Source organism: Pseudomonas sp. SGAir0191, from assembly GCF_002812565.2.
GTDB lineage: Bacteria > Pseudomonadota > Gammaproteobacteria > Pseudomonadales > Pseudomonadaceae > Aquipseudomonas > Aquipseudomonas parafulva_B.
The window spans coordinates 4,829,439-4,855,573 of record NZ_CP025035.2; the positions used below are offsets into that span (position 1 = coordinate 4,829,439).

Annotated in this window: 28 protein-coding genes and 1 other RNA gene; 11 read left to right on the forward strand and 18 right to left on the reverse strand. The window is 62.0% G+C overall.

Translation table 11 applies throughout. The features are described 5' to 3' along the window. Window positions 1-20: 20 nt before the first annotated feature. From CWR53_RS21715 to CWR53_RS21740, 6 genes are all read right to left on the reverse strand, one after another. Window positions 21-1,022 (reverse strand): extracellular solute-binding protein, encoded by a 1,002-nt coding sequence (locus tag CWR53_RS21715; RefSeq protein WP_058602829.1) that lies wholly within the window; start codon window positions 1,020-1,022, stop codon window positions 21-23. 142 nt (window positions 1,023-1,164) lie between these two features. Then, window positions 1,165-2,388: a 2-octaprenyl-3-methyl-6-methoxy-1,4-benzoquinol hydroxylase gene (locus tag CWR53_RS21720; protein WP_100852471.1), complete on the reverse strand. Its 1,224-nt coding sequence runs from the start codon at window positions 2,386-2,388 to the stop codon at window positions 1,165-1,167. A 3-nt stretch (window positions 2,389-2,391) separates the two neighbouring features. Then, the gene (locus CWR53_RS21725; RefSeq protein WP_027913425.1) at window positions 2,392-2,874 is read right to left on the reverse strand and encodes a DUF4442 domain-containing protein; all 483 of its coding nucleotides are present in this window, start codon (window positions 2,872-2,874) and stop codon (window positions 2,392-2,394) included. Then, the gene (gene ubiH / locus CWR53_RS21730; protein ID WP_058602827.1) at window positions 2,871-4,070 is read right to left on the reverse strand and encodes a 2-octaprenyl-6-methoxyphenyl hydroxylase; all 1,200 of its coding nucleotides are present in this window, start codon (window positions 4,068-4,070) and stop codon (window positions 2,871-2,873) included. The genes CWR53_RS21725 and ubiH overlap by 4 nt, the downstream gene beginning before the upstream one ends. Further along, the gene (gene pepP, locus CWR53_RS21735) at window positions 4,067-5,401 is read right to left on the reverse strand and encodes a Xaa-Pro aminopeptidase (RefSeq protein ID WP_058602826.1); all 1,335 of its coding nucleotides are present in this window, start codon (window positions 5,399-5,401) and stop codon (window positions 4,067-4,069) included. Before pepP ends, ubiH begins: the two co-directional genes overlap by 4 nt. A gap of 19 nt (window positions 5,402-5,420) precedes the next feature. Next, the gene (locus CWR53_RS21740; RefSeq protein WP_027913422.1) at window positions 5,421-5,975 is read right to left on the reverse strand and encodes a YecA family protein; all 555 of its coding nucleotides are present in this window, start codon (window positions 5,973-5,975) and stop codon (window positions 5,421-5,423) included. Between the two features lie 181 nt (window positions 5,976-6,156). On the opposite strand from CWR53_RS21740, the gene CWR53_RS21745 reads away from it, so the two are divergent. From CWR53_RS21745 to CWR53_RS21760, 4 genes are all read left to right on the forward strand, one after another. Continuing rightward, window positions 6,157-6,339: a TIGR02449 family protein gene (locus CWR53_RS21745; protein ID WP_033693939.1), complete on the forward strand. Its 183-nt coding sequence runs from the start codon at window positions 6,157-6,159 to the stop codon at window positions 6,337-6,339. After that, entirely contained in the window at window positions 6,336-6,656 is a 321-nt protein-coding gene (locus CWR53_RS21750; protein WP_023532287.1) for a cell division protein ZapA, read from the forward strand. The genes CWR53_RS21745 and CWR53_RS21750 overlap by 4 nt, the downstream gene beginning before the upstream one ends. Before the next feature lie 17 nt (window positions 6,657-6,673). After that, window positions 6,674-6,853, forward strand: a non-coding RNA gene (gene ssrS / locus CWR53_RS21755) — 6S RNA. A 79-nt stretch (window positions 6,854-6,932) separates the two neighbouring features. Then, complete coding sequence (locus CWR53_RS21760) at window positions 6,933-7,541, forward strand: 5-formyltetrahydrofolate cyclo-ligase (RefSeq protein WP_058602825.1); 609 nt, start codon at window positions 6,933-6,935, stop codon at window positions 7,539-7,541. A gap of 16 nt (window positions 7,542-7,557) precedes the next feature. On the opposite strand, the gene CWR53_RS23055 is transcribed toward CWR53_RS21760, so the two are convergent. Further along, on the reverse strand, window positions 7,558-7,710 hold the full coding sequence (locus CWR53_RS23055; protein WP_023532702.1) for a hypothetical protein: 153 nt from the start codon (window positions 7,708-7,710) through the stop codon (window positions 7,558-7,560). 178 nt (window positions 7,711-7,888) lie between these two features. On the opposite strand from CWR53_RS23055, the gene CWR53_RS21765 reads away from it, so the two are divergent. Next, window positions 7,889-8,338: an EVE domain-containing protein gene (locus CWR53_RS21765; RefSeq protein ID WP_058638191.1), complete on the forward strand. Its 450-nt coding sequence runs from the start codon at window positions 7,889-7,891 to the stop codon at window positions 8,336-8,338. Window positions 8,339-8,409: 71 nt separating this feature from the next. On the opposite strand, the gene CWR53_RS21770 is transcribed toward CWR53_RS21765, so the two are convergent. After that, complete coding sequence (locus tag CWR53_RS21770) at window positions 8,410-8,814, reverse strand: flagellar basal body-associated protein FliL (RefSeq protein ID WP_058638192.1); 405 nt, start codon at window positions 8,812-8,814, stop codon at window positions 8,410-8,412. Between the two features lie 158 nt (window positions 8,815-8,972). Between CWR53_RS21770 and CWR53_RS21775 the strand changes: the two genes are divergently transcribed. Then, on the forward strand, window positions 8,973-9,956 hold the full coding sequence (locus CWR53_RS21775) for an NADPH:quinone oxidoreductase family protein (protein ID WP_100852472.1): 984 nt from the start codon (window positions 8,973-8,975) through the stop codon (window positions 9,954-9,956). On the opposite strand, the gene CWR53_RS21780 is transcribed toward CWR53_RS21775, so the two are convergent. The 5 genes from CWR53_RS21780 to trxA all read right to left on the reverse strand — a co-directional run bounded on the left by CWR53_RS21780 (window position 9,957) and on the right by trxA (window position 15,292). After that, window positions 9,957-10,607: a gamma-glutamylcyclotransferase gene (locus tag CWR53_RS21780; protein WP_058602821.1), complete on the reverse strand. Its 651-nt coding sequence runs from the start codon at window positions 10,605-10,607 to the stop codon at window positions 9,957-9,959. A gap of 266 nt (window positions 10,608-10,873) precedes the next feature. Continuing rightward, window positions 10,874-11,842: a CDP-6-deoxy-delta-3,4-glucoseen reductase gene (locus CWR53_RS21785; RefSeq protein ID WP_058602820.1), complete on the reverse strand. Its 969-nt coding sequence runs from the start codon at window positions 11,840-11,842 to the stop codon at window positions 10,874-10,876. Next, window positions 11,842-13,308: a 4-hydroxy-3-polyprenylbenzoate decarboxylase gene (gene ubiD / locus CWR53_RS21790; protein WP_100852473.1), complete on the reverse strand. Its 1,467-nt coding sequence runs from the start codon at window positions 13,306-13,308 to the stop codon at window positions 11,842-11,844. The genes CWR53_RS21785 and ubiD overlap by 1 nt, the downstream gene beginning before the upstream one ends. A 172-nt stretch (window positions 13,309-13,480) precedes the next feature. Continuing rightward, on the reverse strand, window positions 13,481-14,740 hold the full coding sequence (gene rho / locus CWR53_RS21795) for a transcription termination factor Rho (protein ID WP_023532437.1): 1,260 nt from the start codon (window positions 14,738-14,740) through the stop codon (window positions 13,481-13,483). 225 nt (window positions 14,741-14,965) lie between these two features. Further along, window positions 14,966-15,292 (reverse strand): thioredoxin TrxA, encoded by a 327-nt coding sequence (gene trxA / locus CWR53_RS21800; RefSeq protein WP_058602819.1) that lies wholly within the window; start codon window positions 15,290-15,292, stop codon window positions 14,966-14,968. Window positions 15,293-15,548: 256 nt separating this feature from the next. Between trxA and ppx the strand changes: the two genes are divergently transcribed. Continuing rightward, window positions 15,549-17,051 carry an exopolyphosphatase gene (gene ppx, locus CWR53_RS21805; protein ID WP_100852694.1) on the forward strand — a complete coding sequence of 501 codons (1,503 nt, stop codon included), beginning with the start codon at window positions 15,549-15,551 and terminating at the stop codon, window positions 17,049-17,051. Here ppx and ppk1 read toward each other — a convergent pair. Beyond that, window positions 17,038-19,281, reverse strand: a complete 2,244-nt coding sequence (gene ppk1 / locus CWR53_RS21810; protein WP_058602818.1) for a polyphosphate kinase 1 — start codon at window positions 19,279-19,281, stop codon at window positions 17,038-17,040. The genes ppx and ppk1 overlap by 14 nt on opposite strands. 213 nt (window positions 19,282-19,494) lie before the next feature. Here ppk1 and CWR53_RS21815 point away from each other — a divergent pair, with 213 nt between their 5' ends. Next, window positions 19,495-20,079 carry a DedA family protein gene (locus tag CWR53_RS21815; RefSeq protein ID WP_023532679.1) on the forward strand — a complete coding sequence of 195 codons (585 nt, stop codon included), beginning with the start codon at window positions 19,495-19,497 and terminating at the stop codon, window positions 20,077-20,079. A 101-nt stretch (window positions 20,080-20,180) separates the two neighbouring features. Continuing rightward, entirely contained in the window at window positions 20,181-20,840 is a 660-nt protein-coding gene (elbB, locus tag CWR53_RS21820; protein WP_058602817.1) for an isoprenoid biosynthesis glyoxalase ElbB, read from the forward strand. 54 nt (window positions 20,841-20,894) lie between these two features. Here the strand turns inward: elbB and CWR53_RS21825 are convergent, their stop codons facing one another. Further along, a complete protein-coding gene (locus tag CWR53_RS21825; protein ID WP_058602816.1) occupies window positions 20,895-21,347 on the reverse strand; it encodes a YaiI/YqxD family protein in 453 nt (150 codons plus the stop codon). Window positions 21,348-21,499: 152 nt separating this feature from the next. Between CWR53_RS21825 and CWR53_RS21830 the strand changes: the two genes are divergently transcribed. After that, complete coding sequence (locus CWR53_RS21830) at window positions 21,500-24,355, forward strand: class I adenylate cyclase (RefSeq protein ID WP_100852695.1); 2,856 nt, start codon at window positions 21,500-21,502, stop codon at window positions 24,353-24,355. Between the two features lie 32 nt (window positions 24,356-24,387). Here the strand turns inward: CWR53_RS21830 and rnk are convergent, their stop codons facing one another. The 3 genes from rnk to cyaY form a co-directional block, all read right to left on the reverse strand. Continuing rightward, window positions 24,388-24,798, reverse strand: a complete 411-nt coding sequence (gene rnk / locus CWR53_RS21835; protein ID WP_058602814.1) for a nucleoside diphosphate kinase regulator — start codon at window positions 24,796-24,798, stop codon at window positions 24,388-24,390. Between the two features lie 314 nt (window positions 24,799-25,112). Beyond that, a complete protein-coding gene (locus CWR53_RS21840) occupies window positions 25,113-25,334 on the reverse strand; it encodes a DUF1289 domain-containing protein (protein WP_058602813.1) in 222 nt (73 codons plus the stop codon). A 1-nt stretch (window position 25,335) separates the two neighbouring features. Continuing rightward, the gene (gene cyaY, locus CWR53_RS21845) at window positions 25,336-25,668 is read right to left on the reverse strand and encodes an iron donor protein CyaY (protein WP_023532439.1); all 333 of its coding nucleotides are present in this window, start codon (window positions 25,666-25,668) and stop codon (window positions 25,336-25,338) included. A 244-nt stretch (window positions 25,669-25,912) separates the two neighbouring features. On the opposite strand from cyaY, the gene CWR53_RS21850 reads away from it, so the two are divergent. Further along, on the forward strand, window positions 25,913-26,128 hold the full coding sequence (locus tag CWR53_RS21850; protein ID WP_033694875.1) for a lipoprotein: 216 nt from the start codon (window positions 25,913-25,915) through the stop codon (window positions 26,126-26,128). Window positions 26,129-26,135 lie beyond the last annotated feature (7 nt).

The following is a 26,135-nucleotide window of genomic DNA, read 5'->3' on the forward strand; positions in this document are numbered from 1 at the left end:
TCTCGGGCAGGGAGCGCCGCTCAGTTCCAGCCAGCACGGTCCATCAGGCGGATGGCTTCGGCCTGCCGCTTGCCGGCCACTTCCACCGCAATGCTGTCGGCCTTGAAGTCGCCCCACGCGGCGACTTCGTCCGAGGGCTTGACCTGGGGGTTGGCCGGAAATTCCTGATTGAGGTCGGCGAACAACTTCTGCGCCTGTTCACCGGTCATCCATTCGACCAGCTTCGTTGCGGCCTCAGGATGAGGCGCATGCTTGGTCAGGCCGATACCGGAGAGGTTTACGTGCACGCCACGGTCTTGCTGGTTGGGCCAGAAGATCTTCACCGGCAGGTTGGGGTTCTGCTTGTGCAGCCGGCCGTAATAGTAGGTGTTCACCACGCCCACGTCGCACTGACCCGCCTCGACAGCCTGGATCACGGCGTTGTCATCCGAGAACACGTCGGTGGAGAGGTTATTGACCCAGCCCTTGACGATCTGCTCGGCCTTCGCCTCACCATGGCTTTCGATCAGGGTGGCGGTCAGGGACTGGTTGTACACCTTCTTCGCCGTGCGCAGGCACAGCCGACCTTCCCACTGCTTGTCGGCCAGGGCTTCATAGGTGCTGAGCTCGGCCGGCTTGACCCGTTCGGTGGAGTAGATGATTGTGCGCGCCCTCAGGCTCAGGCCGGTCCAGTCGTGGGACGAGGCACGGTATTGAGGCGGGATGTTGCGCTCGATGATCTCGGATCGGATCGGCTGCAGGATGCCCATCTGCTCAGCCTGCCACAGGTTGCCTGCGTCGACGGTGAGCAGAAGATCCGCCACACCGTGCTCGCCCTCGGCCTTGATGCGCTGCATCAGGGGGGCTTCCTTGTCGGTGATGAACTTGACCTTGACCCCGGTCTCGGCCGTGTAGGCGTCGAACACTGGCTTGATCAGCTCGTCGATACGCGAGGAGTAGACCACGACCTCGTCAGCTGCCTGCACGGTACCACCGACAACGCTCAGGGCCAGGGCGGCCAGTAGGGACTTGCGTGGCAACATGGAAGGCGCTCCTCGATCGATTAGAGAGGCGCAGATGGTAGTGAATCCCATTTGAACCCTCACCCCCATTGCCGTTACTGGATGTTGCAATGTGCCAGGGTCCGCCCCGCATCCGTACCAGACAGCAGGCCAAGGGCAGCCTTCACGCCTTGGCAAGATCCGGCAAGTCGCCACTCAAGCCTAATGCCTGGCGCACGAACACGGCTTTTGCCTCCGGCAACTGCTCGACCAGCTTCAAGCCACTGTTGCGCAGCCAGCGCAGCGGCAACTTGTCGGCCTGGAACAGCCGCTCGAACCCTTCCATGGCTGCCATCAGCGCCAGGTTGTGCGGCATGCGTCGACGCTCATAGCGGCTCAGCACCTTGACATCGGCCAGCCTTTCCCCCCGCTTGCAGGCGTCCATCAGGACTTCGGCCAGTACCGCCGCGTCAAGGAACCCCAGGTTCACCCCCTGCCCTGCCAGCGGATGAATGGTGTGGGCCGCATCACCGATCAACGCAAGGCCGGCTTCCACGTATCGCTTGGCATGCCGCTGGCGCAGGGGTACGCACAGCCGCGGGTCAGCTTGCAGCACCGTTCCGAGGCGGCCTTCGAATGCACGCTCCAGCGCCCCGAGGAAGGCTGGCTCATCCAGCGCCATCAGCCGCTCGGCCTCGGCCGGCGTGGTTGACCACACGATCGAGCACCAGTCCTGCTTGCCGTCTCGGGTCAAAGGGAGGAAGGCGAGCGGGCCATCGTCGGTGAAGCGTTGCCAGGCGGTGGCCTGGTGATTTTGGGCGCAACGCACGCTGGTGACGATGGCGTGGTGCAAGTAATCCCACTCGCGCGTTTCACACCCAGCCAGGCGGCGAACCGCAGAATGAGCACCGTCGGCAGCCACGACCAGCGGTGCGCGCAGCTGCCGGCCGTCGTGCAGCGTCATCAGCCAGTCATCGCCGGAATGGCGCAGCTGTTCCATGCGCGCATTGGGCAACAGGCCGATGTCGCTGTCATGCAGGCGTTCGAGCAAGGCATCCTGCACCACTTTGTTCTCGACGATATGGCCCAGCACCTGCGCATGCACGCTGGTAGCGGAAAAGTGAATCTGCCCAGTGCCACTGCCATCCCAAACCTGCATATCGGAATAGGGCGTCGCGCGCCGCCGTGCAATGCCCTCCCAAGCGCCCAGGCGGTCGAGAATACGCTGGCTAGCCGCGGACAACGCACTGACCCTGGGCTCGAACGGCGCCTTGGCGTCGAACGGCCTGACTGCCAGGGGGCCGCCATCGAGCAGCAGCACCTGCAGACCGCTATGGCGCAAGGCGAGCGCCAGCGCGCTGCCGACCATACCAGCACCTACGATCAGAACATCTGCGCGTGTTTCCATGCCTTACGCCAGCCTCGCTTGCGGCTTGAGCCGCACGTATAGGGTTTTATCGACCCGCGCCACCAGTTCACCAGCGCCGTCGCGGATATCGACCTGCAAACGGGGCAGGCATTTCTTGCCGGTGGCGGTCTGCTGGCGGATATCGTCCAGCAGCGCGTCATCGACATGGAACTCGGCATACACAGGGCCCTTGCCAGGGGTGATGAAATCGATGCTGGCGGCCTTGTCCCAGACGATGTAGTCGCGCCCCAGCCGTTCGATGAGCAAGAGCATGTAGAACGGGTCGACCATGGCGTAGAGGCTGCCACCGAACTGGGTGCCCACGTAGTTGCGGTTCCAGCGGGTAAGCTTCATCGCCACCCGGATGCTGCGCATGTCAGGGCTGATGTGCTGCACACGGATACCGGCGCCCAGGTAAGGCGGATACAGGTTCAGCATCCAGCGCAGGACGCGCGCACGCCGGGCCAGTTTGCGTGGGTTGCTCATGCCTTGCCCCGTACATCGGAACGCGTACCCAGGCCCATGGCCTGACGGGCGAACCAGCTTTTGGCCGGTGGCAGCAGGTCAAGGCCCAGCAAACCCAGGTTACGGCCTGCGGCGAGCAAAGGCTGGCCGCTGCCGAACAGCCGCGTCACCTGATCGGAAAACCCGATGGTCAGCGTTTGATCCAGGCGCTGGCGCTTGCCATAAGCCTGCAAGGTCGCAAGGTCACCTGGCCGTTGCGGCCCTGCAAGCAGCGCCTCGGCAAGGGACTGCACATCCCGCAGTGACAGGTTGAATCCCTGCCCCGCGATGGGGTGCAGGCTGTGCGCAGCGTTACCTAGCACGACCAGGTGGGGACGGATCTGCTCCTGCGCCTCGATTAGCGACAGCGGGTACAGATGCCGTACGCCTACCTGCCGAAGGGTGCCCAGGCGGTAACCGAAGATGCCCTGCAATTCACGCAGGAAACTGCGCTCATCCATGTCAGCCAGGCGCTGCGCATCCATGCCCTGCCGTGTCCAGACCAGCGCGCAGCGGTTTTCCGGTAACGGCAGCAAAGCCATGGGACCCGCTTCGGTGAAGCGTTCGAAGGCCTGTCCACGATGAGGCTCGCCGGGGGTGATGTTGGCGATCAACGCGCTTTGTTCGTAAGGGGTGTGGCAGACATGAATACCCAGTTGCTCACGCAGGCCCGAGCGGCCACCATCGGCCAGCACCGCCAGGTCGCAGTCAATGTGCGTGTCGTCATTGAGGCGCAGGCGGTAACCGCCCTCGATAGCCTGCATCGACGTCACTTCGGCCGGGCAGCGCCAACTGACCACATCGCTGTCCAGGCCCTGCCACAGGCATTGCCCAAGCCAGGCATTCTCGACCACGTAGCCCAATGCCGGAACGCCTTCTTCCCTCGCGTCCAGGCGGGTGGCACCGAAGCGCCCCCGGTCCGACACGTGAATCTGGGCGATCGATTCGGCACGCCGCTCGATGGCAGGCCACAAGCCCAGTCGATCGTAGATCTGGCGGGTCCCGAACGACAGCGCCGAAGAACGCGCATCGTAGCTAGGCTGGAAGCTGTCGCCGGGGGCGAAGGGCTCAATGAGAAGGATTTTCCAACCACGCGCCTTGGCCCCTGCCTGCAGGGTCAGCGCCAAGCTAGCCCCAACCAGCCCGCCGCCGATGATCGCGAGATTCACCTGGGTCATAGGCTGGCCTGACGCGCGTCGTGCATCAACGCCTCGATCTCGGCGACGGTGCGGGGAACGCCCGATGTCAGGATTTCACAGCCTTGCCTGGTGACCACCACATCATCCTCGATCCGAATGCCGATGCCGCGCCATTTCTTGGCCACGCTTTCATTGTCGGCTGCTATGTAGATGCCGGGCTCGACGGTCAAGGCCATGCCTGGCTCGAGCACCCGCCACTCACCGCCCACCTTGTAATCGCCCACGTCATGCACATCCATGCCCAGCCAATGGCCGGCACGGTGCATGTAGAACGCCCGGTACGCCTCGCTCTCGATCAACGCCTGCACGTCGCCCTTGAGCAGACCCAGCTCAACCAGCCCTTCGGTGATCACCCGCACGGTGGCTTCATGGGCATGGTTCCAGTGCTTGCCCGGGGCGATTTCGGCAAACGCCGCTGCCTGGGCGCTGAGAACCAGCTCATAGATCGCCTTCTGCTCCGGTGAAAACCGCCCGCTGACGGGAAAGGTGCGGGTGATGTCACTGGCATAGCAATCGATTTCGCAGCCCGCGTCGATCAGGACCAGGTCGCCCTCCTTGAGCGGCGCGTCGTTCTGCTGGTAGTGCAGGATGCAACCATTGCGCCCTGCGGCGACGATCGACCCGTACGCCGGCATTTTTGCCCCGCCCTGGCGGAAGGCGTAATCGAGTTCGGCTTCCAGGCTGTACTCATGAAGGCCCGGGCGGCAAGCCTGCATCGCCCGTACATGGGCTTTGGCAGATATCTCGGCGGCCGTGCGCATCACTTTCACTTCCGCCGCCGATTTATACAGGCGCATGTCGTGCAGCAGGTGATCCAGGGCAACGAATTCGTTCGGGGGCTGCGCACCGAGGCGGGCCTTGGAGCGGATCACGTTGATCCAGTCCATCAGCCGGCGATCGAACTCGGGATTGCTGCCCATGGCGCTGTAGACGCGTTCGCGGCCTTCAATCAGGCCCGGCAGGATCTCGTCAATGTCGGCGATGGGAAACGCGTCGTCAGCACCGAAGTCGCGCACCGCACCTTCCTGACCGGCCCGCAAGCCGTCCCACAACTCGCGTTCAGGATTGCGCTCGCGGCAGAACATCACGTATTCGCCATGCTCACGGCCGGGTATCAACGCAATGACCGCCTCGGGCTCGGGAAAACCACTGAGGTATTGAAAGTCGCTGTCCTGGCGATACACGTGCTCCACATCACGGTTGCGGATGGCAACGGCGGCGGCAGGCAGGATGGCAATGCTGTTGGGAACCATCTGCGCCATCAGCGCCTTGCGCCGGCGGGCATATTCGGCCTTGGGAATGCGGCTCATGGGCAGACTACCCCGTCGTTCAGTGCAGAGAAGGCTTGGGCGCAGGCGCTGCGGGCTTGGCCAGTTCGGAAAACAGCAGCAACGGCGCGACGCGCAGGTATTCCATCACTTCCATGTAATCGCTTTCGCCGTCCTCGGATTCTTCCAGCGCTTCCTGCACCTGGGAGATGGCCACCAGGTCCTGGAGCACTTCCTTGGCCTCGATGGACAGGTCTTTGCCACCGGCGTTCAGGCCGAAGCCTGTGATGAAGCCTTGGCACCACTGCCCCAGGGCGGTGGCGCGATCGGTCAGCGCAGCATCGTCGGACGGCAGCAGCAGCACGATCGCCATGTCGTCGCTGGTAAGCTCGCCCTTGACCATTTCCTGCAGGCCGATCAGGGCATTGCGCACAGCGTCTTGCGGTTCGGTTTCCAGCAACTGGGCCGCATCGGCCAGCCAGCCGTCGGCATCGAAGCCGGCACCCGCACAGCTGCGGCCGATGAGCAGGCCGTGCAGTTCGGCGGGTGTGACAGGGTGGCCATTGCTGGAAAGCAACATGGCGAAAGCAACGTAGGGCGATTGAGTATTGGGCATGGGCTGCTAGGCGCCGGAGGGCGCAATGACTAGAATGAAGGCCTTGTATCCTAGCACCGGCAGGCGCGCCAAGACCATCGGCACTGGCAGTCACGGCCCAGGGAGAGGCATCATCGCAAGATGAGTCAATGACGGAGCGAATCGAGTGCAACCCACGCAAGAGAACGACCTGCAGGCCCTGATGAGCCGATTCGAGCTGCTGATCGAGCGTGTCGAGCAACTTAAACGGCAAAATGCACTCCTAGTAGCTCAGGAAAAGTCCTGGCGCGAAGAGCGCGCCCACCTCATCGAAAAGAACGAGATCGCCAGGCGCAAGGTCGAGTCGATGATCTTGCGTCTCAAGGCCCTGGAGCAAGACTCATGAGTTCAAGCAATAGCGTCACCGTGCAGATCCTCGACAAGGAATACTCGATCATCTGCCCGCCCGAAGAGCGCAACAACCTGGTCAGTGCAGCTCACTACCTGGACAGCAAGATGCGCGAGATTCGCAGCAGCGGCAAGGTGATCGGTGCCGACCGCATCGCGGTCATGGCGGCGTTGAACATTACCCACGAGATGCTCCATCGCCAGGAAGACCGCAGCGCGGCTCCGGCCGGCGGGGCCACGCGCGAGCAGGTGCGCGATTTGCTGGACCGGGTCGACCAGGCGCTGTCCGACGAGACGGGTACCAAAAAAAACTGAGGTTGTTATACTGGCGCCACTCCCTGGTGGATGCGCCAGTCGGTTATGTCCCTGAGCCGATACGCACAACCACGGGGGTTGCACGCTGGGGCAGGTGTGCATGTCCGCTCGACGGAAAGCCTTAATGTCCCCTGCAATCTCCACCTTGAACTTTCGGGTTCAAGGGCTACACCGATAGCGGTCTTATCGGGGAGCCCGAATTCCTTTGCCCGCCACTCGGCGGGCAAGTCGTTTTGGCCGACAGCAATGGCCAGCACTTCTCGGATCGCCCGTGCCATGACCGACACCGCGACGCTCACCCGCCCTCAACTTCGCAGGCACTTGCGCAACGCGCGCCGGGCGCTCACGCCCGCCCAGCAGCGTCAGGCCGCTGCAGGCCTGTACCGTCTGCTGGCACAGCATCCACTCTTTCGCAAGGCCAGGCATATCGCCTTGTACCTGCCCAACGACGGCGAAATCGACCCTGCATTGTTGCTGCGCGAGGCGCAGCGTCGCGGCAAGCGCACGTACTTGCCGGTGCTGCATGCATGGCCACGCACCCGCATGGTGTTTCAGCGATTCGAGAAGGGCGAGAAGCTCACGCCTAACCGTTTCCGAATCCCTGAGCCGGCCACCGACCGCAGGCGTCAACGCCCGGTGTGGGCACTGGACCTGATTCTGCTGCCCCTGGTGGGCTTCGACGACGCGGGAGGGCGACTGGGCATGGGCGGTGGCTTCTATGATCGCAGCCTGGCTTACCTGGCCCGTCGGCAGACCTGGAAAAAACCACGGCTGCTAGGCTTGGCGCATGAGTGCCAGAAGGTCGAGCGGCTAGCACAGGCCAGTTGGGACGTGCCTTTGCAGGGAACGGTCTCGGATCGTCACTGGTACGTGGCACCGCGCTAAGCGGTGCCGGGAAGGGTCAGCGTTGCGCCTGACCAGCTTCGTATGGCATCTGGTAGGCGTTATCCAGCTTGCGCTCCCAGATCCCCTGCGCATAACCGGTGGTAACCACACCCAAGCCAAAGATGAACACCAGGACCCACAGCAGGTCCGGCTTTTTACGTTGATTCATCGACGATTGCCCCCCAGGCAAACTGTTCAGTGCTCGGCGACTTCTGGGTAGTACCTGAGCATCGCACCTCAAACGGGGCGCATTCTCCGACAACCTGAGCCACCACGCAAACGTTGACGTCAACCGGCCGTCGGTTTGATGGAACGAGTTATTTCAAAGCATTTCTGGAGCAAACAACATGGCCTATTGGCTGATGAAGTCCGAGCCCGACGAACTGTCGATTGAAGGCCTGGCTCACCTTGGCGAAGCTCGTTGGGACGGTGTACGCAATTACCAGGCGCGCAACTTTATGCGTGCGATGAGCGAGGGGGACACGTTCTTCTTCTACCATTCCAGCTGCCCTCAACCCGGCATCGCCGGCATTGCCAAGGTCATCCGCGCAGCCTATCCGGACCCCACTGCGCTGGACCCGCAGAGCCCTTATCACGATGCCAAGGCCACGCCCGACAAGAACCCGTGGAGTGCGGTAGACGTGGCCCACGTGCGGACCCTGCCACGCGTGCTTGAGCTGGGCTGGTTGAAACAACAGCCAGCCCTGGCCGAGCTGGCGCTGGTACAAAAAGGCAGTCGCCTATCGGTCATGCCGGTCACGGCCGAGCAGTGGACGGCCATCCTGGCGATGGTTTGAGGCACCTGCCCTGCTCCGACATTCCCTTGAACACCAGCCATCAGTGGCTGACCGAAAACCGGGTCAGCCGCTCACTGGACGATCAGGTTGTTGAACAGCAGGTCCTCGACGATCGGCTTGCCCTCTTCGGTCTCCATCACCTGCTGAACCTGCTTTAGGGCCTCCTGACGTAAATGCTCCTTGGCCTCCACATTGCTCATGCTGTCCACGGTCTGTTGAGTGAACAGTGCGACGAGCTGATTGCGGATCAGTGGTTCATGGTGCTGTACCGCCTTGGCGGCCTCATCCCCGGTCACTCGCAATGCGACGTCCGCCTTGAACACCCGCAAGCGCGGACCACCATCGAGCGCATAGTTGCCCACGAACGGCGGCGTCAGCGTGATATAGGCCACCTTGGGCGCACCCTCCTTGCCCTCCTCGGCCACGGCTGCGGCGGGTAACACCAGTGCCAACACCATCAATATCCACGCTTTCACGAAATCGCTCCTCTATTCAGGTGGCGCCAGCTTAACCAGCACATCGTTCAAACCCAAGCCTGGGCTTATGCCGGCCCATCAGGACAAGCCATGCTCGTTGACCCGACTGGCGGCCCTCCTACACTTATCGGCCATTACCCGCAAAGGAATAGGCCACGATGAAAGCGCTGCTATGCAAGCACCTGGGCCCGGCCCGCGACCTGGTCCTGGAAGACGTGCCCAGCCCAACGCCCAAGCCCAACGAAGTGCTGTTGAACGTGCAGGCGGCTGGGGTCAACTTTCCCGATACCCTGATCATAGAAGGTAAATACCAGTTTCAGCCGTCCTTGCCCTTCTCACCGGGTGGCGAGGCCGCGGGCACGGTCGCAGCCGTCGGCGACAAGGTGAGCGGCTTCAAGGTGGGTGACCGGGTCATGGCACTGACCGGCTGGGGTGCTTTTGCCGAGCAAGTGGCAGTGCCCGCCGCCAACGTAATGGCCGTGCCAGCCGGCATGGACTTCATTACCGCCGCCGCATTCGGCATGACCTACGGCACCTCGATGCACGCCTTGCGCCAGCGCGGTCGATTGCAAACTGGCGAGACTTTGCTGGTATTGGGCGCGTCCGGCGGGGTGGGCCTGGCGGCGGTCGAGATCGGCAAGGCCATGGGGGCGCGGGTCATCGCGGCTGCCAGCAGTGCGCAAAAGCTCGCGGTGGCCCGTGCCGCCGGGGCCGATGACCTGATCGACTACAGCCAGGACAATCTGCGCGAGGCCATCAAGCGCCTGACCGATGGCAAAGGTGTGGATGTGATTTACGATCCGGTAGGCGGCGAACTTTTCGAGCACGCCGTGAGGGGCCTGGCGTGGAACGGTAGGTTGTTGGTAGTGGGTTTTGCCAGCGGCACCATTCCCCAATTGGCAGCCAACCTTGTGCTGCTCAAGGGGGCGGCGGTACTGGGCGTCTTCTGGGGCGCGTTTGCCCAGCGCCAACCCGACGATAACGCGGCCAACTTCAAGCAGCTGTTTGCCTGGCACGCGCAGGGCAAATTGAAGCCTCTCGTTTCACAGACATACGCCCTGGCCGACGCCGGTGCGGCCATCGAAACGCTGGGCCAGCGCCAGGCGGTCGGCAAGCTGGTGGTGGTGCCGCCGCGTGCGTGATCACCGTTCGCGCAGATCGTGACAGCGCCTGAAGCGCGCTTCCAGGTTGCGATCAGGCATATGGTGGCTGCGCAGGGCATGAAGGGTCTGCTCGACGTAATCGCGCGTGGTGCCATAACGCCCTTTGGCGCTGGCCAGTATGTGGCTGAGCACGTTATCCGGCAGATTGCCCGCGTAGCAAGGCAGGTGCCGCTCCAACACGAAACCCAGGGCCTGCACCCTGCTGCCATCGTCGAGTCGGCAGTTGAGCCAGTGGGGGCGGTAGGCCGGGTAAGGCATTTCGCGTTGCCACAGGGCTCGCAGCGATGCATCGAGTGTCGCGTCATCCAGCCTGTAGGCAAAGCCGCTGCACGAGCCGCCTCGATCCAGGCCAAACACCAAACCTGGGGTTTCGGGCGTGCCACGGTGCTCGTGCGACCACAGGTACAAGCCCCGGTGGTAACCGTGCACCCGCGCACGTCGACGCTCCACCGCGCTGCACTCGGGCCGCCAGATCAAAGAGCCATAGGCAAACAGCCACACCGGCCCGCCCTGGTGACGGGACATGGCGGCTTGCATGGAGTGATGCAATTGCTCGTGGGTCAGTTGCTGACCAAAATCGAGCGAAGGGGGGTATGTGACTTGCCAGGATGACCGTTCGAGCGCCGACATAAGCTGCCGCTATGATTCCCTGTTAACAAAGCATGTAACGTGACCGAGCCTGATGCGTTGGTCACTGCGTCGTTGACCAGAACCCTCAGGCAAGTCATTCACGGCAGTCGCGCCAGGCGGTGTATAAGCTAAGTCAGGGCAAGGGGCTGAACAAGTGAATGCAGTGATTTTCACGTCAGGCGCCGACGACCGGCCGTGCAGCGCGTTACCTGCTTACGGGGTGGCGCGGGCAGCCACAGGGGCGCCACGCACCGCGAAGGAATTCCTCAGCCGCGAGGCGCGTAGGCGAACACGTCCGCACGCATGCGGTGCGCATCCATGCCAGCGTCCACCAGTGCATCGAGCGTTGCATAGATCATGTTCGGCGAGCCACTGGCGTACACATGAACGCTGTTGAGGTCGGGGATGTCCTCGCAAACCGCTTCGTGCAGCATCCCGCAACGGCCTTCCCAGCCGCACAGGTCGCTAACCACCTGGTGCAGGTACAGGTTGGGCAAACTCAGCCACTGATCCCAATGCTCGATCTGGTAGAAGTCTTCCGGGCGTCGTACGCCCCAGTACAAGTGAACAGGGTGCTTGAAGCCCTGAGCGCGGCAGTGCTCCACAAGGCTGTGCATCTGGCCCATGCCGGTACCGGCGGCGATCAGCACCAATGGCCCGTCCGGCAGTTCGGCCAGGTGGGTATCGCCAAAGGGCATTTCGATGCGAGCCAGGCGATCGCGCTGCAATTGCTCGATCAACTGCACGGCACTGGGCTCGCGCGCCAGTACATGCAATTCAAGCTCGCGTCCGGAATGGGGAGCGGAAGCCAGCGAAAAAGCGGCCGGCTTACCCGCTTCGCGTTCGATCATCAAATACTGCCCGGCATGGTAGCGCGGCGGCTTGCCCGCAGGGGCCAACAGGCGCACGCGCCAGACGTCGCCACCCACTTCACGGCATTCACTGACCGTGCAGGTCAGCTTGCGCACCGGCAGCTCGCCCAGGGCGAGCACGCCGTCCCACAGCAGGATGCAATCCTCGAGCGGCTCGGCGATGCAGGTGAACAATTCGCCATGGTCCCGGACTTCTCCGTTCTGGCGCACGCTTCCTTCGACCAGCAATGCAGCGCAGACATGGCAGTTGCCGTTACGGCAGCTGTTGGGGCAGTCATAACCCAGCCGACGCGCACCTTCCAGGATCCGTTCCCCGGGCTCTAGCGTCAGCACTGCTCCGGACGGCTGCAACGTTACCTGCATCAATGTATTCCCAACTGATCCCACAGCTCATCGATACGCCGGGTGACGGCTTCGTCCTTGACGATGACTCGCCCCCACTCGCGTGTAGTTTCGCCCGGCCACTTGTGCGTGGCATCCAGGCCCATTTTCGATCCCAGGCCCGACACCGGAGAGGCAAAATCCAGGTAGTCGATCGGCGTGTTGTCGATCATCACCGTATCACGCTTGGGGTCCATGCGTGTGGTGATGGCCCAGATCACGTCGTTCCAGTCGCGGGCGTTGATGTCGTCGTCGGTCACGATAACGAACTTGGTGTACATGAACTGTCGCAGGAACGACCACACACCCAGCATCACGCGCTTGGCATGCCCTGGGTACTGCTTCTTCATGGTCACCACCGCCATGCGGTAGGAGCACCCCTCCGGCGGCAGGTAGAAATCGACGATTTCCGGGAACTGTTTCTGCAGAATCGGCACGAACACTTCGTTCAGCGCCACGCCGAGAATGGCCGGCTCATCCGGCGGCCGGCCGGTGTAGGTGCTGTGATAGATCGGCTTTTGCCGGTGGGTGATGCGCTCGACGGTGAACACCGGGAAACTGTCCACTTCGTTGTAGTACCCGGTATGGTCCCCATACGGGCCTTCAGGCGCCATCTCGCCCGGGTGAATGACCCCTTCGAGGATGATCTCGGCCGTGGCCGGCACCTGCAGATTGCTGCCGCGGCACTTGACCAGCTCGGTGCGATTACCCCGCAACAGGCCCGCGAAGGCGTATTCGGAAAGCGTATCGGGAACCGGGGTCACTGCACCCAGGATAGTGGCAGGGTCTGCCCCCAACGCCACGGCCACTGGGAACGGCTGGCCAGGGTTTTTTTCACACCACTCACGGTAGTCCAGGGCGCCACCACGGTGGCTGAGCCATCGCATGATCACTTTGTTGCGACCAATCACCTGCTGCCGGTATATACCCAGGTTCTGGCGGTCCTTGTTCGGACCGCGCGTTACGGTCAGGCCCCAGGTGATCAGCGGTGCCACATCGCCCGGCCAGCAATGCTGGATCGGCAATGCGCCAAGGTCCACGTCCTCTCCTTCGAGCACCACTTCCTGGCAAACGGCGTCCTTGACCACCTTGGGCGCCATTGACACCACTTTCTTGAAGATCGGCAGCTTGGACCAGGCGTCCTTGAGCCCTTTGGGAGGCTCAGGCTCTTTGAGAAAAGCCAGCAGCTTGCCGATCTCGCGCAGCTCATCGACCGACTCGGCACCCATGCCCATGGCCACCCGTTCAGGCGTACCGAACAGGTTGCCCAGTACGGGAATGTCGAAGCCGGTCGGCTTTTCGAACAACAGCGCAGGGCCTTTGGCACGCAGGGTGCGATCACAGACCTCGGTCATTTCCAGCACTGGGGAGATCGGGACCTGGATGCGCTTGAGCTCGCCGCGCTGTTCCAGGCCACGAATGAAGTCGCGCAAGTCGCGATACTGCATGCATGAGCCTCGTGTTGGCCGTATCGGTCGGGGGTTCAGAGTGTAGCGCCGTTCAGCGTGCAATGGTCAAAACTGATCAGGGCCGCTTCGCGTCCCATCGCAGCCGGTCCGGGGCACCGGACCGACTGCGATGGGCTGCGAAGCGGCCCCGTTCGATTCAGACCTGAAACGCTTACTTGCGCTTCATCGACAGGAAGAACTCGTCGTTGGTCTTGGTCTGCTTGAGCTTGTCGACCAGGAACTCGATGGCAGCGATCTCGTCCATCGGGTGCAACAGCTTGCGCAGGATCCACATGCGTTGCAGTTCGTCGTCGGCGGTCAGCAGCTCTTCGCGGCGAGTACCCGAACGGTTGATGTTGATGGCGGGGAACACACGCTTTTCAGCGATACGACGGTCCAGGGGCAGCTCCATGTTGCCGGTGCCTTTGAATTCCTCGTAGATCACCTCGTCCATCTTCGAACCGGTTTCGACCAGCGCGGTGGCGATGATGGTCAGCGAGCCGCCTTCCTCGATGTTACGGGCGGCCCCGAAGAAGCGCTTGGGCTTTTCCAGGGCGTGGGCGTCGACACCACCGGTCAGCACTTTGCCGGAGCTTGGAATGACCGTGTTGTAGGCACGTGCCAGACGGGTGATGGAGTCGAGCAGGATGACCACGTCCTTCTTGTGCTCGACCAGGCGCTTGGCCTTCTCGATGACCATTTCGGCCACTTGCACGTGACGGGTTGGCGGCTCGTCGAAGGTGGATGCAACCACTTCGCCGCGTACGGTACGCTGCATCTCGGTCACTTCTTCCGGGCGCTCGTCGATCAGCAGAACGATCAGGTGGCACTCAGGGTTGTTACGCGTGATGTTGGCTGCGATGTTCTGCAGCATGATGGTCTTGCCCGCCTTGGGTGGGGCGACGATCAGGCCACGCTGACCCTTGCCGATCGGGGCGCACAGGTCGATGACACGGCCGGTCAGGTCTTCGGTGGAGCCGTTGCCAGCTTCCATCTTCAGGCGCTTGTTGGGGAACAGCGGCGTCAGGTTTTCGAACAGGATCTTGTTCTTGGCGTTTTCCGGCCGATCGAAGTTGATGGTATCGACCTTCAACAGGGCGAAGTAACGCTCCCCTTCCTTCGGCGGACGGATCTTGCCAACGATGGTGTCGCCGGTACGCAGGTTGAAGCGGCGGATCTGGCTCGGCGAAACGTAGATATCGTCAGGGCCGGCCAGGTAGGACGCATCAGCAGAACGCAGGAAACCGAAGCCATCCTGGAGAATCTCCAGCACGCCGTCACCCGAGATCTCTTCGCCGCTTTTCGCATGCTTTTTCAGCAGGGAGAAAATCACGTCCTGTTTGCGCGAACGGGCCATGTTCTCGATGCCCATTTGTTCGGCCATTTCCAAAAGATCGGTAATCGGCTTTTGCTTGAGTTCAGTCAGGTTCATAAGGGGAATGACGTAATCATGTAAGAAGGGAGAATTAAGCTTCTGGCTTAATGAAGCCGCGCCGCTAGATGGCGAAAGGATCGCGTACTGATTCGAATTGGGGATGCTTCGGCGACGGCATGTAGAGGGCACTGAAGAAGCAGTGCGAGGCCGAATGTAACACTTGCTTTTTTGTGCGTCTAGTGCTCTGAAAAAGAAAAGCCCCGCATTTGCGGGGCTTTTTCATCACAGGTGGGCGTCGAGGAACGCTGCCAGCTGCGATTTGGACAAGGCGCCGACCTTGGTGGCTTCGACGTTGCCGTTCTTGAACAGCATCAGCGTCGGGATACCACGCACGCCGTGCTTGGCTGGGGTTTCCTGGTTTTCGTCGATGTTCAGCTTGGCGACGACCAGCTTGCCTTCGTACGTAGTGGCGATGTCGTCCAGAACCGGAGCGATCATCTTGCACGGGCCGCACCATTCAGCCCAGTAGTCGACCAACACCGGGCCTTGAGCCTGAAGCACTTCGGCATCGAAGGTGGCGTCGGTGACGTGTTTGATTTTGTCGCTCATGGAAATCTCCAAGGTCGTAAGCACGGAAAACGTTGCCCATCATAGCCGCCCCCGCGGTCGACAGGAAGCCGCAGACGATTGAGTGTAACTATAGTTGTGCAAGAGCACTCGAATCGAAACTGTCACATCGCCTTCATCCAATCGAATGGCATATTGCCGTATATCAAGCTCACCGCGCAGGCCAGGTGCCACGCGTTGGCGACCAGCCTGCTATCGTGGCACGATTGCCAGGTTAATGACCGAGAACTTCCAGATCATGCCGCATACCACCGCGAAGAACCTGTCCCTGATAGCCGCCATCGACCTTGGCTCCAACAGCTTCCACATGGTCGTGGCCAAGGCCCACCACACCGAAATCCGCATTCTCGAGCGGCAGGGCGAGAAGGTACAGCTGGCCGCCGGCATCGATGAGGAGCGCAAGCTCAGTGAAGAAGCCATGGAGCGCGGTCTTGAATGCCTCAAGCGCTTCGCTCAGCTGATCAACGGCATGCCCGCAGGCTCGGTGCGCATCGTCGGCACAAACGCCTTGCGTGAAGCGCGCAACCGCAACATCTTCATCCAGCGTGCCGAAGCCATCCTTGGCCACCCGGTGGAAGTCATTTCAGGCCGCGAAGAGGCCCGCCTGATCTACCTGGGCGTTTCCCACACGCTGGCCGATACCCCAGGCAAGCGCCTAGTGGCGGACATCGGCGGCGGCAGCACCGAATTCATCATTGGCCAGCGCTTCGAGCCCCTGTTGCGCGAGAGCTTGCAGATGGGCTGCGTCAGCTTCACCCAGCGCTATTTCCGTGACGGCAAGATCACCCCGGCGCGCTATGCACAGGCGTATACGGCCGCCCGGCTTGAGCTGATGAGCATCGAGCATGCCCTGCACCGCCTGACCTGGGATGAAGCCATCGGTTCGTCTGGCACCATTCGCGCCATTGGCGCCGCCATCCGGTCCGCAGGCCTGGGCAATGGTGAGGTGAATGCCGAAGGGTTGGCCTGGGTCAAGCGCAAGCTGTTCAAGCTGGGCGAAGTCGACAGGATCGACTTCGATGGGGTCAAGCCGGATCGGCGCACCATCTTCCCGGCGGGCCTGGCCATCCTCGAAGCGATCTTCGATGCCCTGGAACTGCAGCGCATGGACCACTGCGACGGTGCGCTGCGTGAAGGTGTGCTGTTCGACCTGCTTGGACGGCATCATCATGAGGACGTACGCGAGCGTACCCTCAACTCGCTGATGGAGCGCTACCACGTCGACCAGGGCCAGGCCGCCAGGGTCGAGCGCAAGGCACTGCATGCATTCGACCAGGTGGCCGAAGCCTGGGACCTGCAGGACGGCAACTGGCGCGACCTGCTGGGTTGGGCAGCCAAGGTCCACGAGATCGGCCTGGACATTGCCCACTATCATTACCACAAGCACGGCGCGTACCTGATCGAGCACTCCGACCTGGCAGGCTTCTCGCGCGAGGATCAGCAGATGATGGCCCTGCTGGTGCGCGGTCACCGCCGCAACATTCCCAAGGACCGTTATGCCGAGCTGGGGGATGAAGGGGTCAAGCTGCTGCGCCTGTGCGTGCTGCTGCGCTTTGCCATCCTGTTCCACCATATCCGGGGCACGCAGCAGATGCCCAAAGTCGAGCTCAAGGCGGCCGACAACCGCCTGGAAGTGGTATTCCCGGAGGGTTGGCTCGAAGAGAACCAGCTGACCCAGGCCGACTTCGCCAACGAGGCGGAGTGGCTGGCCCGGGTCGGTTTCGTGCTCAGCGTACGTTGAGGACCGGGTTGCTCAGGCGCTCCAGCAGGGTCGCCTGGGCACTGCGCGGGTTCTGGTTACCCGTTGGACTGCTGCGTACATAGCGCCCGTCTGGCTGAAGGGTCCAGGCGTGGGTGTTGTCGGTCAGGTACGCCTCCAGTTCCTTCTTCACCCGCAACAGCAGCTTCTTGCCCTCGACCGGGAAGCAGGTCTCGACCCGCTTGTCGAGGTTGCGCTCCATCCAGTCGGCACTGGAGAGGTAGATCTGCTCTTCACCGCCATTGAGGAAATAGAACACACGGGTGTGTTCCAGGAAGCGGCCTATGATCGAGCGTACCTGGATGTTATGTGAAACCCCTGGAATCCCTGGACGCAGGCAGCACATGCCACGCACGATCAGGTCGATCTTCACCCCCGATTGACTGGCCTTGTACAAGGCCTTGATGACCTTCGCATCGGTCAGCGAGTTGAATTTGGCGATGATGTGCGCCGGCTTGCCGTCCAAGGCGAACTGGGTTTCGCGGGCGATCATGTCCAGCATGCCCTTTTTCAAGGTGAACGGCGCATGCATCAGTTTCTTCATGCGCAGGGTCTTGCCCATGCCGATCAACTGGCTGAACAGCTTGCCGACGTCCTCGGTGAGCGCATCGTCGGAGGTGAGCAGGCTGTAGTCGGTGTACAAACGGGCGTTGCCAGCGTGGTAGTTGCCGGTCCCCAGGTGCGCATAGCGTACGATCTCGCCCTGCTCGCGGCGCAGGATCAACATCATCTTGGCGTGCGTCTTGAAACCGACCACGCCATAAATCACCACCGCGCCTGCCGCTTGCAGGCGGCTTGCCATCTGCAGGTTGGACTCCTCGTCAAAGCGTGCGCGCAGTTCGATCACTGCAGTGACTTCCTTGCCGTTGCGCGCTGCATCGACCAGCGCATCGACGATTTCCGAGTTGGCGCCGGAGCGGTACAGCGTCTGGCGTACGGCCAGGACGTGCGGGTCCTTGGCCGCCTGGCGCAACAAGTCGATGACCGGCGTGAACGACTCGAAGGGGTGCATGAGCAGGATGTCCTGCTTGCTGATCACGCTGAAAATATTGTCGGCGTTCTGCAGCAACTTCGGGATGGCCGGGGTGAACGGCACGTATTGAAGCTCGGGGTGGCTGTCCAGCCCGGTAATGCTGAACAACCGCGTCAGGTTGACCGGCCCGTTGACCTGGTACAGCTCGCTTTCGCTCAGGCTGAACTGCTTGAGCAGGTAGTCCGACAGGTGCTTGGGGCACGTATCGGCGACTTCCAGGCGCACGGCATCGCCATAGCGGCGCGAAAACAGCTCGCCACGAAGCGCCCGGGCCAGGTCGTCGACTTCCTCGGAATCCAACGCCAGGTCGGCGTTGCGGGTCAGGCGGAACTGGTAGCACCCCTTGACCTTCATGCCCTGGAACAGGTCGTCTGCGTGGGCGTGGATCATCGACGAAAGGAAGACATAGTTCGCACCGGTGCCACCCACTTCCTCAGGCACGCGAATGACCCGTGGCAGCAGCCGCGGGGCCGGAATGATGGCCAGGCCTGAATCGCGGCCGAATGCATCGACGCCTTCAAGCTCGACGATGAAGTTCAGGCTCTTGTTCACCAGCAACGGGAATGGGTGGGTAGGGTCCAGGCCGATCGGGGTGATGATGGGCGCAATCTCGTCGCGGAAGTAGCGACGCACCCATGTCTTGAGCTTGGGTGTCCAGTGACGACGACGAATGAATCGAATCTGGTGTTTTTCCAGCTCTGGCAGCAATACATCGTTGAGAATCGCGTACTGGCGATCGACCTCGATATGCACCAGTTCGCTGATGCGCGTGAGGGCCTGGTGCGGCTGCAAGCCGTCGGCGCCGGCCTGCTCGCGGGCGAAATTGATCTGTTTCTTAAGCCCAGCCACACGAATCTCGAAGAACTCGTCCAGGTTGCTCGAGAAAATCAGCAAGAACTTCAGGCGTTCGAGCAACGGGTAGCTTTCATCCAGCGCCTGCTCCAGTACCCGGATGTTGAACTGCAGTTGTGACAGTTCGCGATGAATGTACAGGCTGGTATCGTCCAGGCCGGGCACGGCGATGGGCGGCGCCGGGGCCGGCGTGGGCGTCGCTGGCTCCGCTGCAGGCTCTACAGCGACCTGGGACCCGGGTGGCAGATCAGGCGGGGTCTGCACCAGCTCCTCTGGAAGCTCCTTGGCATCCTTGATCAAGACAGGGGGAAGCACTTCGTTATTCATCTGGCGGTCCTGAGGACGTTAACGCCCTATCATCAATTGAGCGGCAAGATAAGCGCCCATTATGACGCCTGTGTTACACGCCAGGGCAAGCCATGGCACACGGTTGCAGACATTGTGGTGGCGGGCACTGTTCACGTCGAGACACATTTGGACACTTTCCCGAACGCACGCGAAGGGGTAGGCTGCGCGTTCATTTCGCCAGCACCTCAGAAAATGCTCCAACAATTCCTGCAGGATTTCGGCTACTTTGCCCTTTTTCTAGGCACCTTCTTCGAAGGCGAGACCATTCTGGTCCTTGCAGGCTTTCTTGCGTTCCGCGATTACATGGACATCAAGCTGGTATGCCTGGTGGCATTCATGGGCAGCTATGCCGGTGATCAGCTGTGGTATTTCATGGGTCGTCGCCATGGGCGCAAGATTCTGGCGCGCAAGCCCCGCTGGCAGGCAATGGGCGACCGCGCCTTGGGCCACATCCGTCGCCATCCCGATATCTGGGTGCTCAGCTTCCGCTTCGTTTACGGGCTTCGCACGGTAATGCCGGTCGCAATCGGCCTCTCGGGCTATCCGCCGCGGCGCTACCTGCTGCTCAACGGCATCGGGGCCGCGATCTGGGCCATCGCCCTGGGTGCTGCGGCCTATCATTTCGGCGCAATCCTCGAAGGCCTGCTGGGCAATATCAAGCGCTACGAACTGTGGGTACTCGGTGCCTTGCTGGTGCTTGGCGTAGGCCTGTGGCTGCACCGGCGCTTTCGCACGCTGCGGGCAGAGCGCCGGGCTGCGCGCGAGTCCCAGGACTGAACACCTGCACCGCGGCACACTCCAACAGACATGGACCATCCCGCACTGCGCCGCGCTGCCAGCCTGACGGGTATCAAGCGCTTCGACCTGGAGTAATGAGCATGACAAAAAAAGTGGCGGTGATTCTTTCTGGCTGTGGCGTTTATGACGGTGCAGAAATTCACGAAAGCGTGATCACCCTGCTGCGCCTGGACCAACGCGGCGCGCAGGTGCAGTGCTTTGCACCGAACATCGCGCAGATGCATGTCATCGACCACCTGACCGGCAACGAGATGCCCGAGTCGCGCAACGTGCTGGTGGAATCTGCCCGTATTGCGCGTGGCGGTGTGAAAGACATCCGTGAGGCGCGCGTCGAGGAATTCGACGCGTTGATCGTTCCGGGCGGCTTTGGCGCAGCCAAGAACCTCTCGGACTTTGCCGTAAACGGCGCAGACTGCACCGTCAATCCGGATGTCCTGGCGTTGGCCGAGGCGTTCGCCGCTGCCTGCAAGCCAGTTGGCCTGATCTGTATCTCGCCTGCACTGGCTGCCAAGATCTATGGCCCTGGCGTGGTCTGCACCATCGGTAACGACGCCAATACCGCTGAGGCCGTCGTCAAGATGGGCGGCACCCACGAAGAATGCGACGTGCACGACATCGTCGAGGACCCGCAGCGCAAACTGGTGACCACTCCCGCCTACATGTCGGCAAAGACCATCAGCGAAGCCGCTGGCGGGATCTACAAGCTGGTTGATCGCGTGCTGGAGCTGACCCACGAGTAAGCTCCGCTTGCCCGGCTGGAGCGCCTGACCGGGCGGTTGACGCTCTACTGGATATCAACGCACCGATAGCCGAGTGATAATCCGGTCCAGCGCATTGGCAAACGCCTGTTTGTCGCGATCCCCATAGGGTCCCTGCCCGCCGCCCGACTGGCCCTGTTCACGCAGTTCGGTGAACAGGTTGCGCGTAGCCAGGCGCTCGCCCATGTTGCGCTCGTCGAACTCGCGCCCGCGCGGGTCCAGCGCCGCTACGCCTTTCTTCACTAGCCGGTCGGCCAGCGGCACGTCGCTGCAGACGACCAACTCACCCGGCACGGCATGCTCGACGAGATAATCGTCGGCCGCATCCATGCCACTGGGTACCACGATCAGTTGCACGATGCCGAATGCTGGCTTGGCCACCGCCTGCCCCGCGACCATGACCACTTCGAACTTGCGCTTGAGGGCGAACTTGACGATCAGGTCCCTGGCGGCCTTCGGACACGCGTCGGCATCGATCCAAACACGCATGATTTACCTCACGTTGTCATTGAGCCAGCCATGATGCACTACCCCACAGGTTGCAGGAACTCGCGCAAATGGCCTCAGTACTCAATGAGCCTGCGTGGGCCGTATCGTTCAGGCTACACTCGCCCCAGCTTCAGCGGACTGATGAGCGCAAAATGAATTGTCCCGACGAGATCCAACTGGACCTGGACAACGGGATCGACCGTAAGCTGCTGGCCACCTTGCGCGGGCGCTACCTACAGATCAACGCAGGCCGCCTGCAGCGGGCAATGGCCGGTTTGCCCCCCCGCCAGCAGCAGGTGCTGACCGTGCTGCCAGTGCTGTTCCATGTGAACCATCCGTTATTGCCCGGCTATGTTTCGTCGATGACGCCGGCAGGGATCTGCGACTTCGAGCCAAGCGGCGACCAGGTATTCGAAGCCCAGCGCCTGGCACGCGCCTTCAACTACAAAGCCCGCGACAAGACCTCTGCACGTTCCATCGACGGGCTGTTTCTAATCGGCAGCCTGGGCACGCTTGCCCAGGCTGAGGACAGCGACATCGATGTGTGGGTATGCCATACCAGCGACCTGGAACACGAAGCGTTGGAGTCACTGCAGCGTAAATGCCAGTTGCTGGAGACCTGGGCCGCGAGCCAGGGCGCCGATACGCATTTCTTCCTGATTGACACCCAGGCGTTCGCTCAAGGCCAGCGCACAGGCCAACTCGGCACCGACGATTGCGGCACCACGCAGCATTATCTTCTGCTAGACGAGTTCTACCGCACGGCCCTCTGGTTGGCAGGACGGACGCCGCTGTGGTGGTTGGTGCCGCCCGATCAGGAGTGCGCTTACCCGGCCTACGCCCAGGCCCTGCTGGCAAAGCGTTTCGTACGCCCTGGGGAAGCGCTCGATCTGGGCCACCTGGCGCAGATCCCAGGCCACGAATTCATTGGCGCCGGGCTTTGGCAGCTGTTCAAAGGTATCGATGCCCCTCACAAGTCCTTGCTCAAGTTGCTGCTGGCCGAAGCCTATGCCAGCGAATACCCCACCGTGCGGTGCCTGAGCCTTGACTACAAGCAAGCGGTGTTCGCCAATCAGCTCGACCTTGACCGTCTCGATCCTTACGTCATGGTCTACCGACGGATCGAGCGCTACCTGATACAGCGCGGTGAGCTGGCTCGGTTGGAACTGGTGCGGCGCAGCCTGTACCTGAAAGTGAACGGCAAGCTCAGCGAACAGGGGCGCGCCGAGGGCTGGCAACGCCGCCTGCTGCGCAGCCTGACCGACGCATGGGGATGGGGAGGCGCGCAGCTGGCCATGCTCGATGGTCGCCCTGGCTGGGGGGTGCACCAGGTTACCCTGGAGCGCCGCGAACGGGTGGCCGAGCTCAGCCGCAGCTACCGGTTTCTGGTGCAGTTCGCACGCGCTCACGACGCGACCAGTCGCGCTGACCTGCGCGAGCTCAGCCTGTTGGGGCGGCGTCTGCAAGCGGCATTCGAACGCCGTGCAGACAAGGTGGAAATCCTCCAGGGCGACCGTGCTTGCGACCTGGCCGAACAAACCGTGACGTTGGCCCAATCACCCAGCCGCAGAGCGCCAGGCAGCCACCCCTGGGCACTCTACAGCGGTAACCTGCATGGCCATGAGATGGAACTCGCCAACCCGATCAAGCGCTGCTGGCACCTTGTGGAACTGTTGGTCTGGGCCCATTGCAATGGCGTGATAGACAGCCACACACGACTGGCGCTTCATCCGGGTATCAGCGATCTGAAAGAGCCTGAATTGCAGGGCCTGCTCGCGAGCCTGCAGCAGCTCATCGTGTTGCCGCTGCTGGCCGTCAGCGAGGTGAGGCTATTGCAGCCAAGCGCTGCCGACGATGTGCTGCTGCTGATCAACGTGGGCATCGACCCCCTGCCCCACCACCGTGAACTGGATATCCTGCTGACCACTGAACGTACCGACTCGCTCAGCTACGGTGGCCTGCGGGAAAACCTGGTATTGACGGTGGACCAGGTCACGATCAGCTCCTGGAACGAGGTGCTGGTACATCGCTACGACGGCGAGCACGCGCTGATGCGATGCCTGCGCGACTTCATCAACCTGCCGAAACAGGCAAGCGGCTGGCCCAACGTGCGGGCGCACTGCTTTGCCCAGCATCGGGCGCAGGCCATCAGTCAGCGTGTCGCCGAGCTTTTCCAGACCGCGCGGCAGTTGCAGGCACAGGAGGCCCCTGGCCGTTACCTGGTGCAAGTGGCGCACCAGGTTCATGTGCTGGAGTGGCTTGGGGGCAAGGTCGTCCTCACAAGCCTGGACGATCATGATGCGCTACTCGCGTTCCTGGGCCAGGCGCGCAGCACCTACAGCCCTGTGCATCTGGATGCCAATTCCCTGGCGGACACCGATGTAGGCCTTGTGCTCGAGCAAGCCCGCCGCGACTGCGTTCAGGTCTTCTATCGACTATTCGACAACTGGGCCGAGCTCTACGTGCTGGATGAATGCAACGCCTTGTGGCACGAGCGCGTGCCGTTGCAGGACGAACCTCATCTTCTGCTGCCGCTGCAACGCTTTCTGGCATCGGTCTTGCGACGACGCGAGGCGCAGTTGCCTTATGGTGCAAGGCAAGCAGCACGCCTGGACATCGTGTACGCGCAGCTGCTCGGGTCTGGATCAGGCAGGGCACGGGGCCTGGAGCAGCGGGCGGCACCGGATGCGGGGAACGCGCAGCCCTACTACGACGTCCAGGCCATGCTTCACGCCGACGCCGACGGTGCCACGCACGTGACCTTGTTCTGCGAAGAGCAGGAGTTCTCCGAGCTCGACCATGGGCCGAGCCTTTATGGCGTGGTGGCCCGGGAAATCATTGCCCAACGACGAAATGCGGGCCAGTATCGGTGCTACATCACCGACCTGGATGTTTCCGGGTTGCCCGATGGCCGCCAGGCCACGACGCAGGTCTACCTGAACTACAAACGGACACTTGAGCAGGCCTTAAATGAGGGGCTACGGCAGGTGCTGGCTGGCCAGGCCTAGGCACTGGTCGCGCCAGCGGCGCGTTGCAAGCACTAAAGGTCGAAATTGCCCGCCGCTTCCGGCTGGTACTCGACTTCCAGCAACTCCAGCTTGAGGGTCTTGCCCCCTGGCGCCGGCCAGTCGATCTGCTCACCCACCGACAACCCGAGCAAGGCACAGCCGATGGGCGCCAGGACCGAGACCTTGCCGTCTTGCCCGGCATCCTTGGGGTAGACCAAGGTCAGGTGGTAGTCCTTGCCACTGGCTTGCTCGCGGCAATGCACGCGCGAATTCATGGTCACCACACCTGCCGGTACCTCATCATGACCTACCACCTGCTCGGCACGGTCGAGCTCGCCGCTGAGCGCGAGCACGCCAGGGGTACTTTCGTCGAGGCTATCGAGCAGACGCTCCAGACGTTGTACATCCAAACGGGTGAGGATAAGGGAAGGCTTTGTGCTCATGATCCAGTCAGACTCCTTTGAACAGGCAGTTTTTCGATGCACAGATAAAGCGAAACCCCGCCCTGAGCGCGTAGTGCTGTTCACTTGAGATTGTTGGGGCTGCTGTGCAGCCCATCGCGGCACAAGGCCGCTCCTACAGTGTGCGCGTGACAGGTTCACGGGACTTTTGTAGGAGCGGCCTCGTGCCGCGATGGGCTGCGCAGCAGCCCTAAGTGACCAGCATTACGCCCAAAGGCGGGGTTTTCGAATGCTTTGGCGTCATCGACGCAAGCCCCGACACTACCACAGCGGGGCAAATACTCAAGCCCTTGCTATCAGTGTGCCTTACGGTCGCGAAGCGCAGTGGCCTCACGGCAGATCTGCCGACGGCGCTCGTCATCGGCAGAGCGCCATTCGCGGATATGTTCCACATGCCGATGACAGCCGGTGCACACGCGCTGCTCGTCAAGGCGGCAGATGCTGATGCACGGCGATGGCACCGCTGGGCTGACGTTGCTGTAAAGCGGCTTGGGGGGCCGAACGGGTGCATTGCTCATGTCAGATGTCGTCGAAATCCAGCTTTTCGCCGGCTCGCTCCCACACGATGCGCTCAAGCATTTCACCTAGCAGCTCTTCGCTCTTCTCGCACACCCACTTGCCACTTTCTTCGTCATAGTCGAAGTGGAAGCCGCCTGACCGATCGGCCAGCCACAGCTGGCGCAAAGGCTCCTGGCGGCTGAAGATCAGCTGGGCTCCACCTTCGAACTTGACGGTAAGCACTCCAGCGGAGTTCTCCATGTCCAGGTCCAGCCCGCTTTCGTCGAACAGGTCTTCCAGCGCCTGCTGGGTAGCGTCGACCAGATCATGGAAACGCGCTTCACTCAAACTCATTGCAGGAACCTCGAAATTGGCGGCGTGACAGGCAAGCCGGGCACGATACGGGCGCTGGCCGATGAATGCAAAGGTTTAGCCAGGGTCCTTGCAGGCCACTTCGCTAGCAATGCAGCCCTGACGGCAAACAGGTGCAGGTCGGCACCAAGGATAGCCTGCCCGGCGGGCCGGTACTTGCATAGGCAAGCCGCCGGTCGCTCGGTATACTCGGGCTCAATACTGCATTTTTCTAAGGATTTCATCCATGAAGCGCCTGATTTCCTCCCTCGCGGCGCTGGTCGCTGTTGCCTGCCTCGTTTCTGCATGCGGCCAGAAAGGCCCGCTGTACCTGCCCGATGACGGCAAGGACCGCAAAGACGCCCACTCGGCGCACCAGCACCAGACCAAAGCCAAGTCAGCACAGACCCAGGAGCAGCAAGACACGCTGCAGTCCGAGCCTGAGCAGTCGCCTGAGCAATAAGGGAATC

Bases quoted from the DNA above. Each gene is read 5' to 3' on its own strand.
- CWR53_RS21765 (WP_058638191.1), top strand. From the start codon at position 7,889: ATGGCCTATTGGCTGATGAAGTCCGAGCCCGACGAACTGTCGATTGAA.
- rnk (WP_058602814.1), bottom strand. From the start codon at position 24,798: ATGAGCACAAAGCCTTCCCTTATCCTCACCCGTTTGGATGTACAACGT.
- CWR53_RS21720 (WP_100852471.1), bottom strand. From the start codon at position 2,388: ATGGAAACACGCGCAGATGTTCTGATCGTAGGTGCTGGTATGGTCGGC.
- elbB (WP_058602817.1), top strand. From the start codon at position 20,181: ATGACAAAAAAAGTGGCGGTGATTCTTTCTGGCTGTGGCGTTTATGAC.
- ppx (WP_100852694.1), top strand. From the start codon at position 15,549: ATGCCGCATACCACCGCGAAGAACCTGTCCCTGATAGCCGCCATCGAC.
- CWR53_RS21750 (WP_023532287.1), top strand. From the start codon at position 6,336: ATGAGTTCAAGCAATAGCGTCACCGTGCAGATCCTCGACAAGGAATAC.
- pepP (WP_058602826.1), bottom strand. From the start codon at position 5,401: ATGAGCCGCATTCCCAAGGCCGAATATGCCCGCCGGCGCAAGGCGCTG.
- ubiH (WP_058602827.1), bottom strand. From the start codon at position 4,070: ATGACCCAGGTGAATCTCGCGATCATCGGCGGCGGGCTGGTTGGGGCT.
- CWR53_RS21725 (WP_027913425.1), bottom strand. From the start codon at position 2,874: ATGAGCAACCCACGCAAACTGGCCCGGCGTGCGCGCGTCCTGCGCTGG.
- CWR53_RS21760 (WP_058602825.1), top strand. From the start codon at position 6,933: ATGACCGACACCGCGACGCTCACCCGCCCTCAACTTCGCAGGCACTTG.
- CWR53_RS21715 (WP_058602829.1), bottom strand. From the start codon at position 1,022: ATGTTGCCACGCAAGTCCCTACTGGCCGCCCTGGCCCTGAGCGTTGTC.
- ubiD (WP_100852473.1), bottom strand. From the start codon at position 13,308: ATGCAGTATCGCGACTTGCGCGACTTCATTCGTGGCCTGGAACAGCGC.
- CWR53_RS21775 (WP_100852472.1), top strand. From the start codon at position 8,973: ATGAAAGCGCTGCTATGCAAGCACCTGGGCCCGGCCCGCGACCTGGTC.
- CWR53_RS21785 (WP_058602820.1), bottom strand. From the start codon at position 11,842: ATGCAGGTAACGTTGCAGCCGTCCGGAGCAGTGCTGACGCTAGAGCCC.
- CWR53_RS21780 (WP_058602821.1), bottom strand. From the start codon at position 10,607: ATGTCGGCGCTCGAACGGTCATCCTGGCAAGTCACATACCCCCCTTCG.
- CWR53_RS21740 (WP_027913422.1), bottom strand. From the start codon at position 5,975: ATGCCCAATACTCAATCGCCCTACGTTGCTTTCGCCATGTTGCTTTCC.
- rho (WP_023532437.1), bottom strand. From the start codon at position 14,740: ATGAACCTGACTGAACTCAAGCAAAAGCCGATTACCGATCTTTTGGAA.
- CWR53_RS21830 (WP_100852695.1), top strand. From the start codon at position 21,500: ATGAATTGTCCCGACGAGATCCAACTGGACCTGGACAACGGGATCGAC.
- cyaY (WP_023532439.1), bottom strand. From the start codon at position 25,668: ATGAGTTTGAGTGAAGCGCGTTTCCATGATCTGGTCGACGCTACCCAG.
- CWR53_RS23055 (WP_023532702.1), bottom strand. From the start codon at position 7,710: ATGAATCAACGTAAAAAGCCGGACCTGCTGTGGGTCCTGGTGTTCATC.
- CWR53_RS21840 (WP_058602813.1), bottom strand. From the start codon at position 25,334: ATGAGCAATGCACCCGTTCGGCCCCCCAAGCCGCTTTACAGCAACGTC.
- CWR53_RS21745 (WP_033693939.1), top strand. From the start codon at position 6,157: ATGAGCCGATTCGAGCTGCTGATCGAGCGTGTCGAGCAACTTAAACGG.
- CWR53_RS21825 (WP_058602816.1), bottom strand. From the start codon at position 21,347: ATGCGTGTTTGGATCGATGCCGACGCGTGTCCGAAGGCCGCCAGGGAC.
- CWR53_RS21815 (WP_023532679.1), top strand. From the start codon at position 19,495: ATGCTCCAACAATTCCTGCAGGATTTCGGCTACTTTGCCCTTTTTCTA.
- ppk1 (WP_058602818.1), bottom strand. From the start codon at position 19,281: ATGAATAACGAAGTGCTTCCCCCTGTCTTGATCAAGGATGCCAAGGAG.
- trxA (WP_058602819.1), bottom strand. From the start codon at position 15,292: ATGAGCGACAAAATCAAACACGTCACCGACGCCACCTTCGATGCCGAA.
- CWR53_RS21850 (WP_033694875.1), top strand. From the start codon at position 25,913: ATGAAGCGCCTGATTTCCTCCCTCGCGGCGCTGGTCGCTGTTGCCTGC.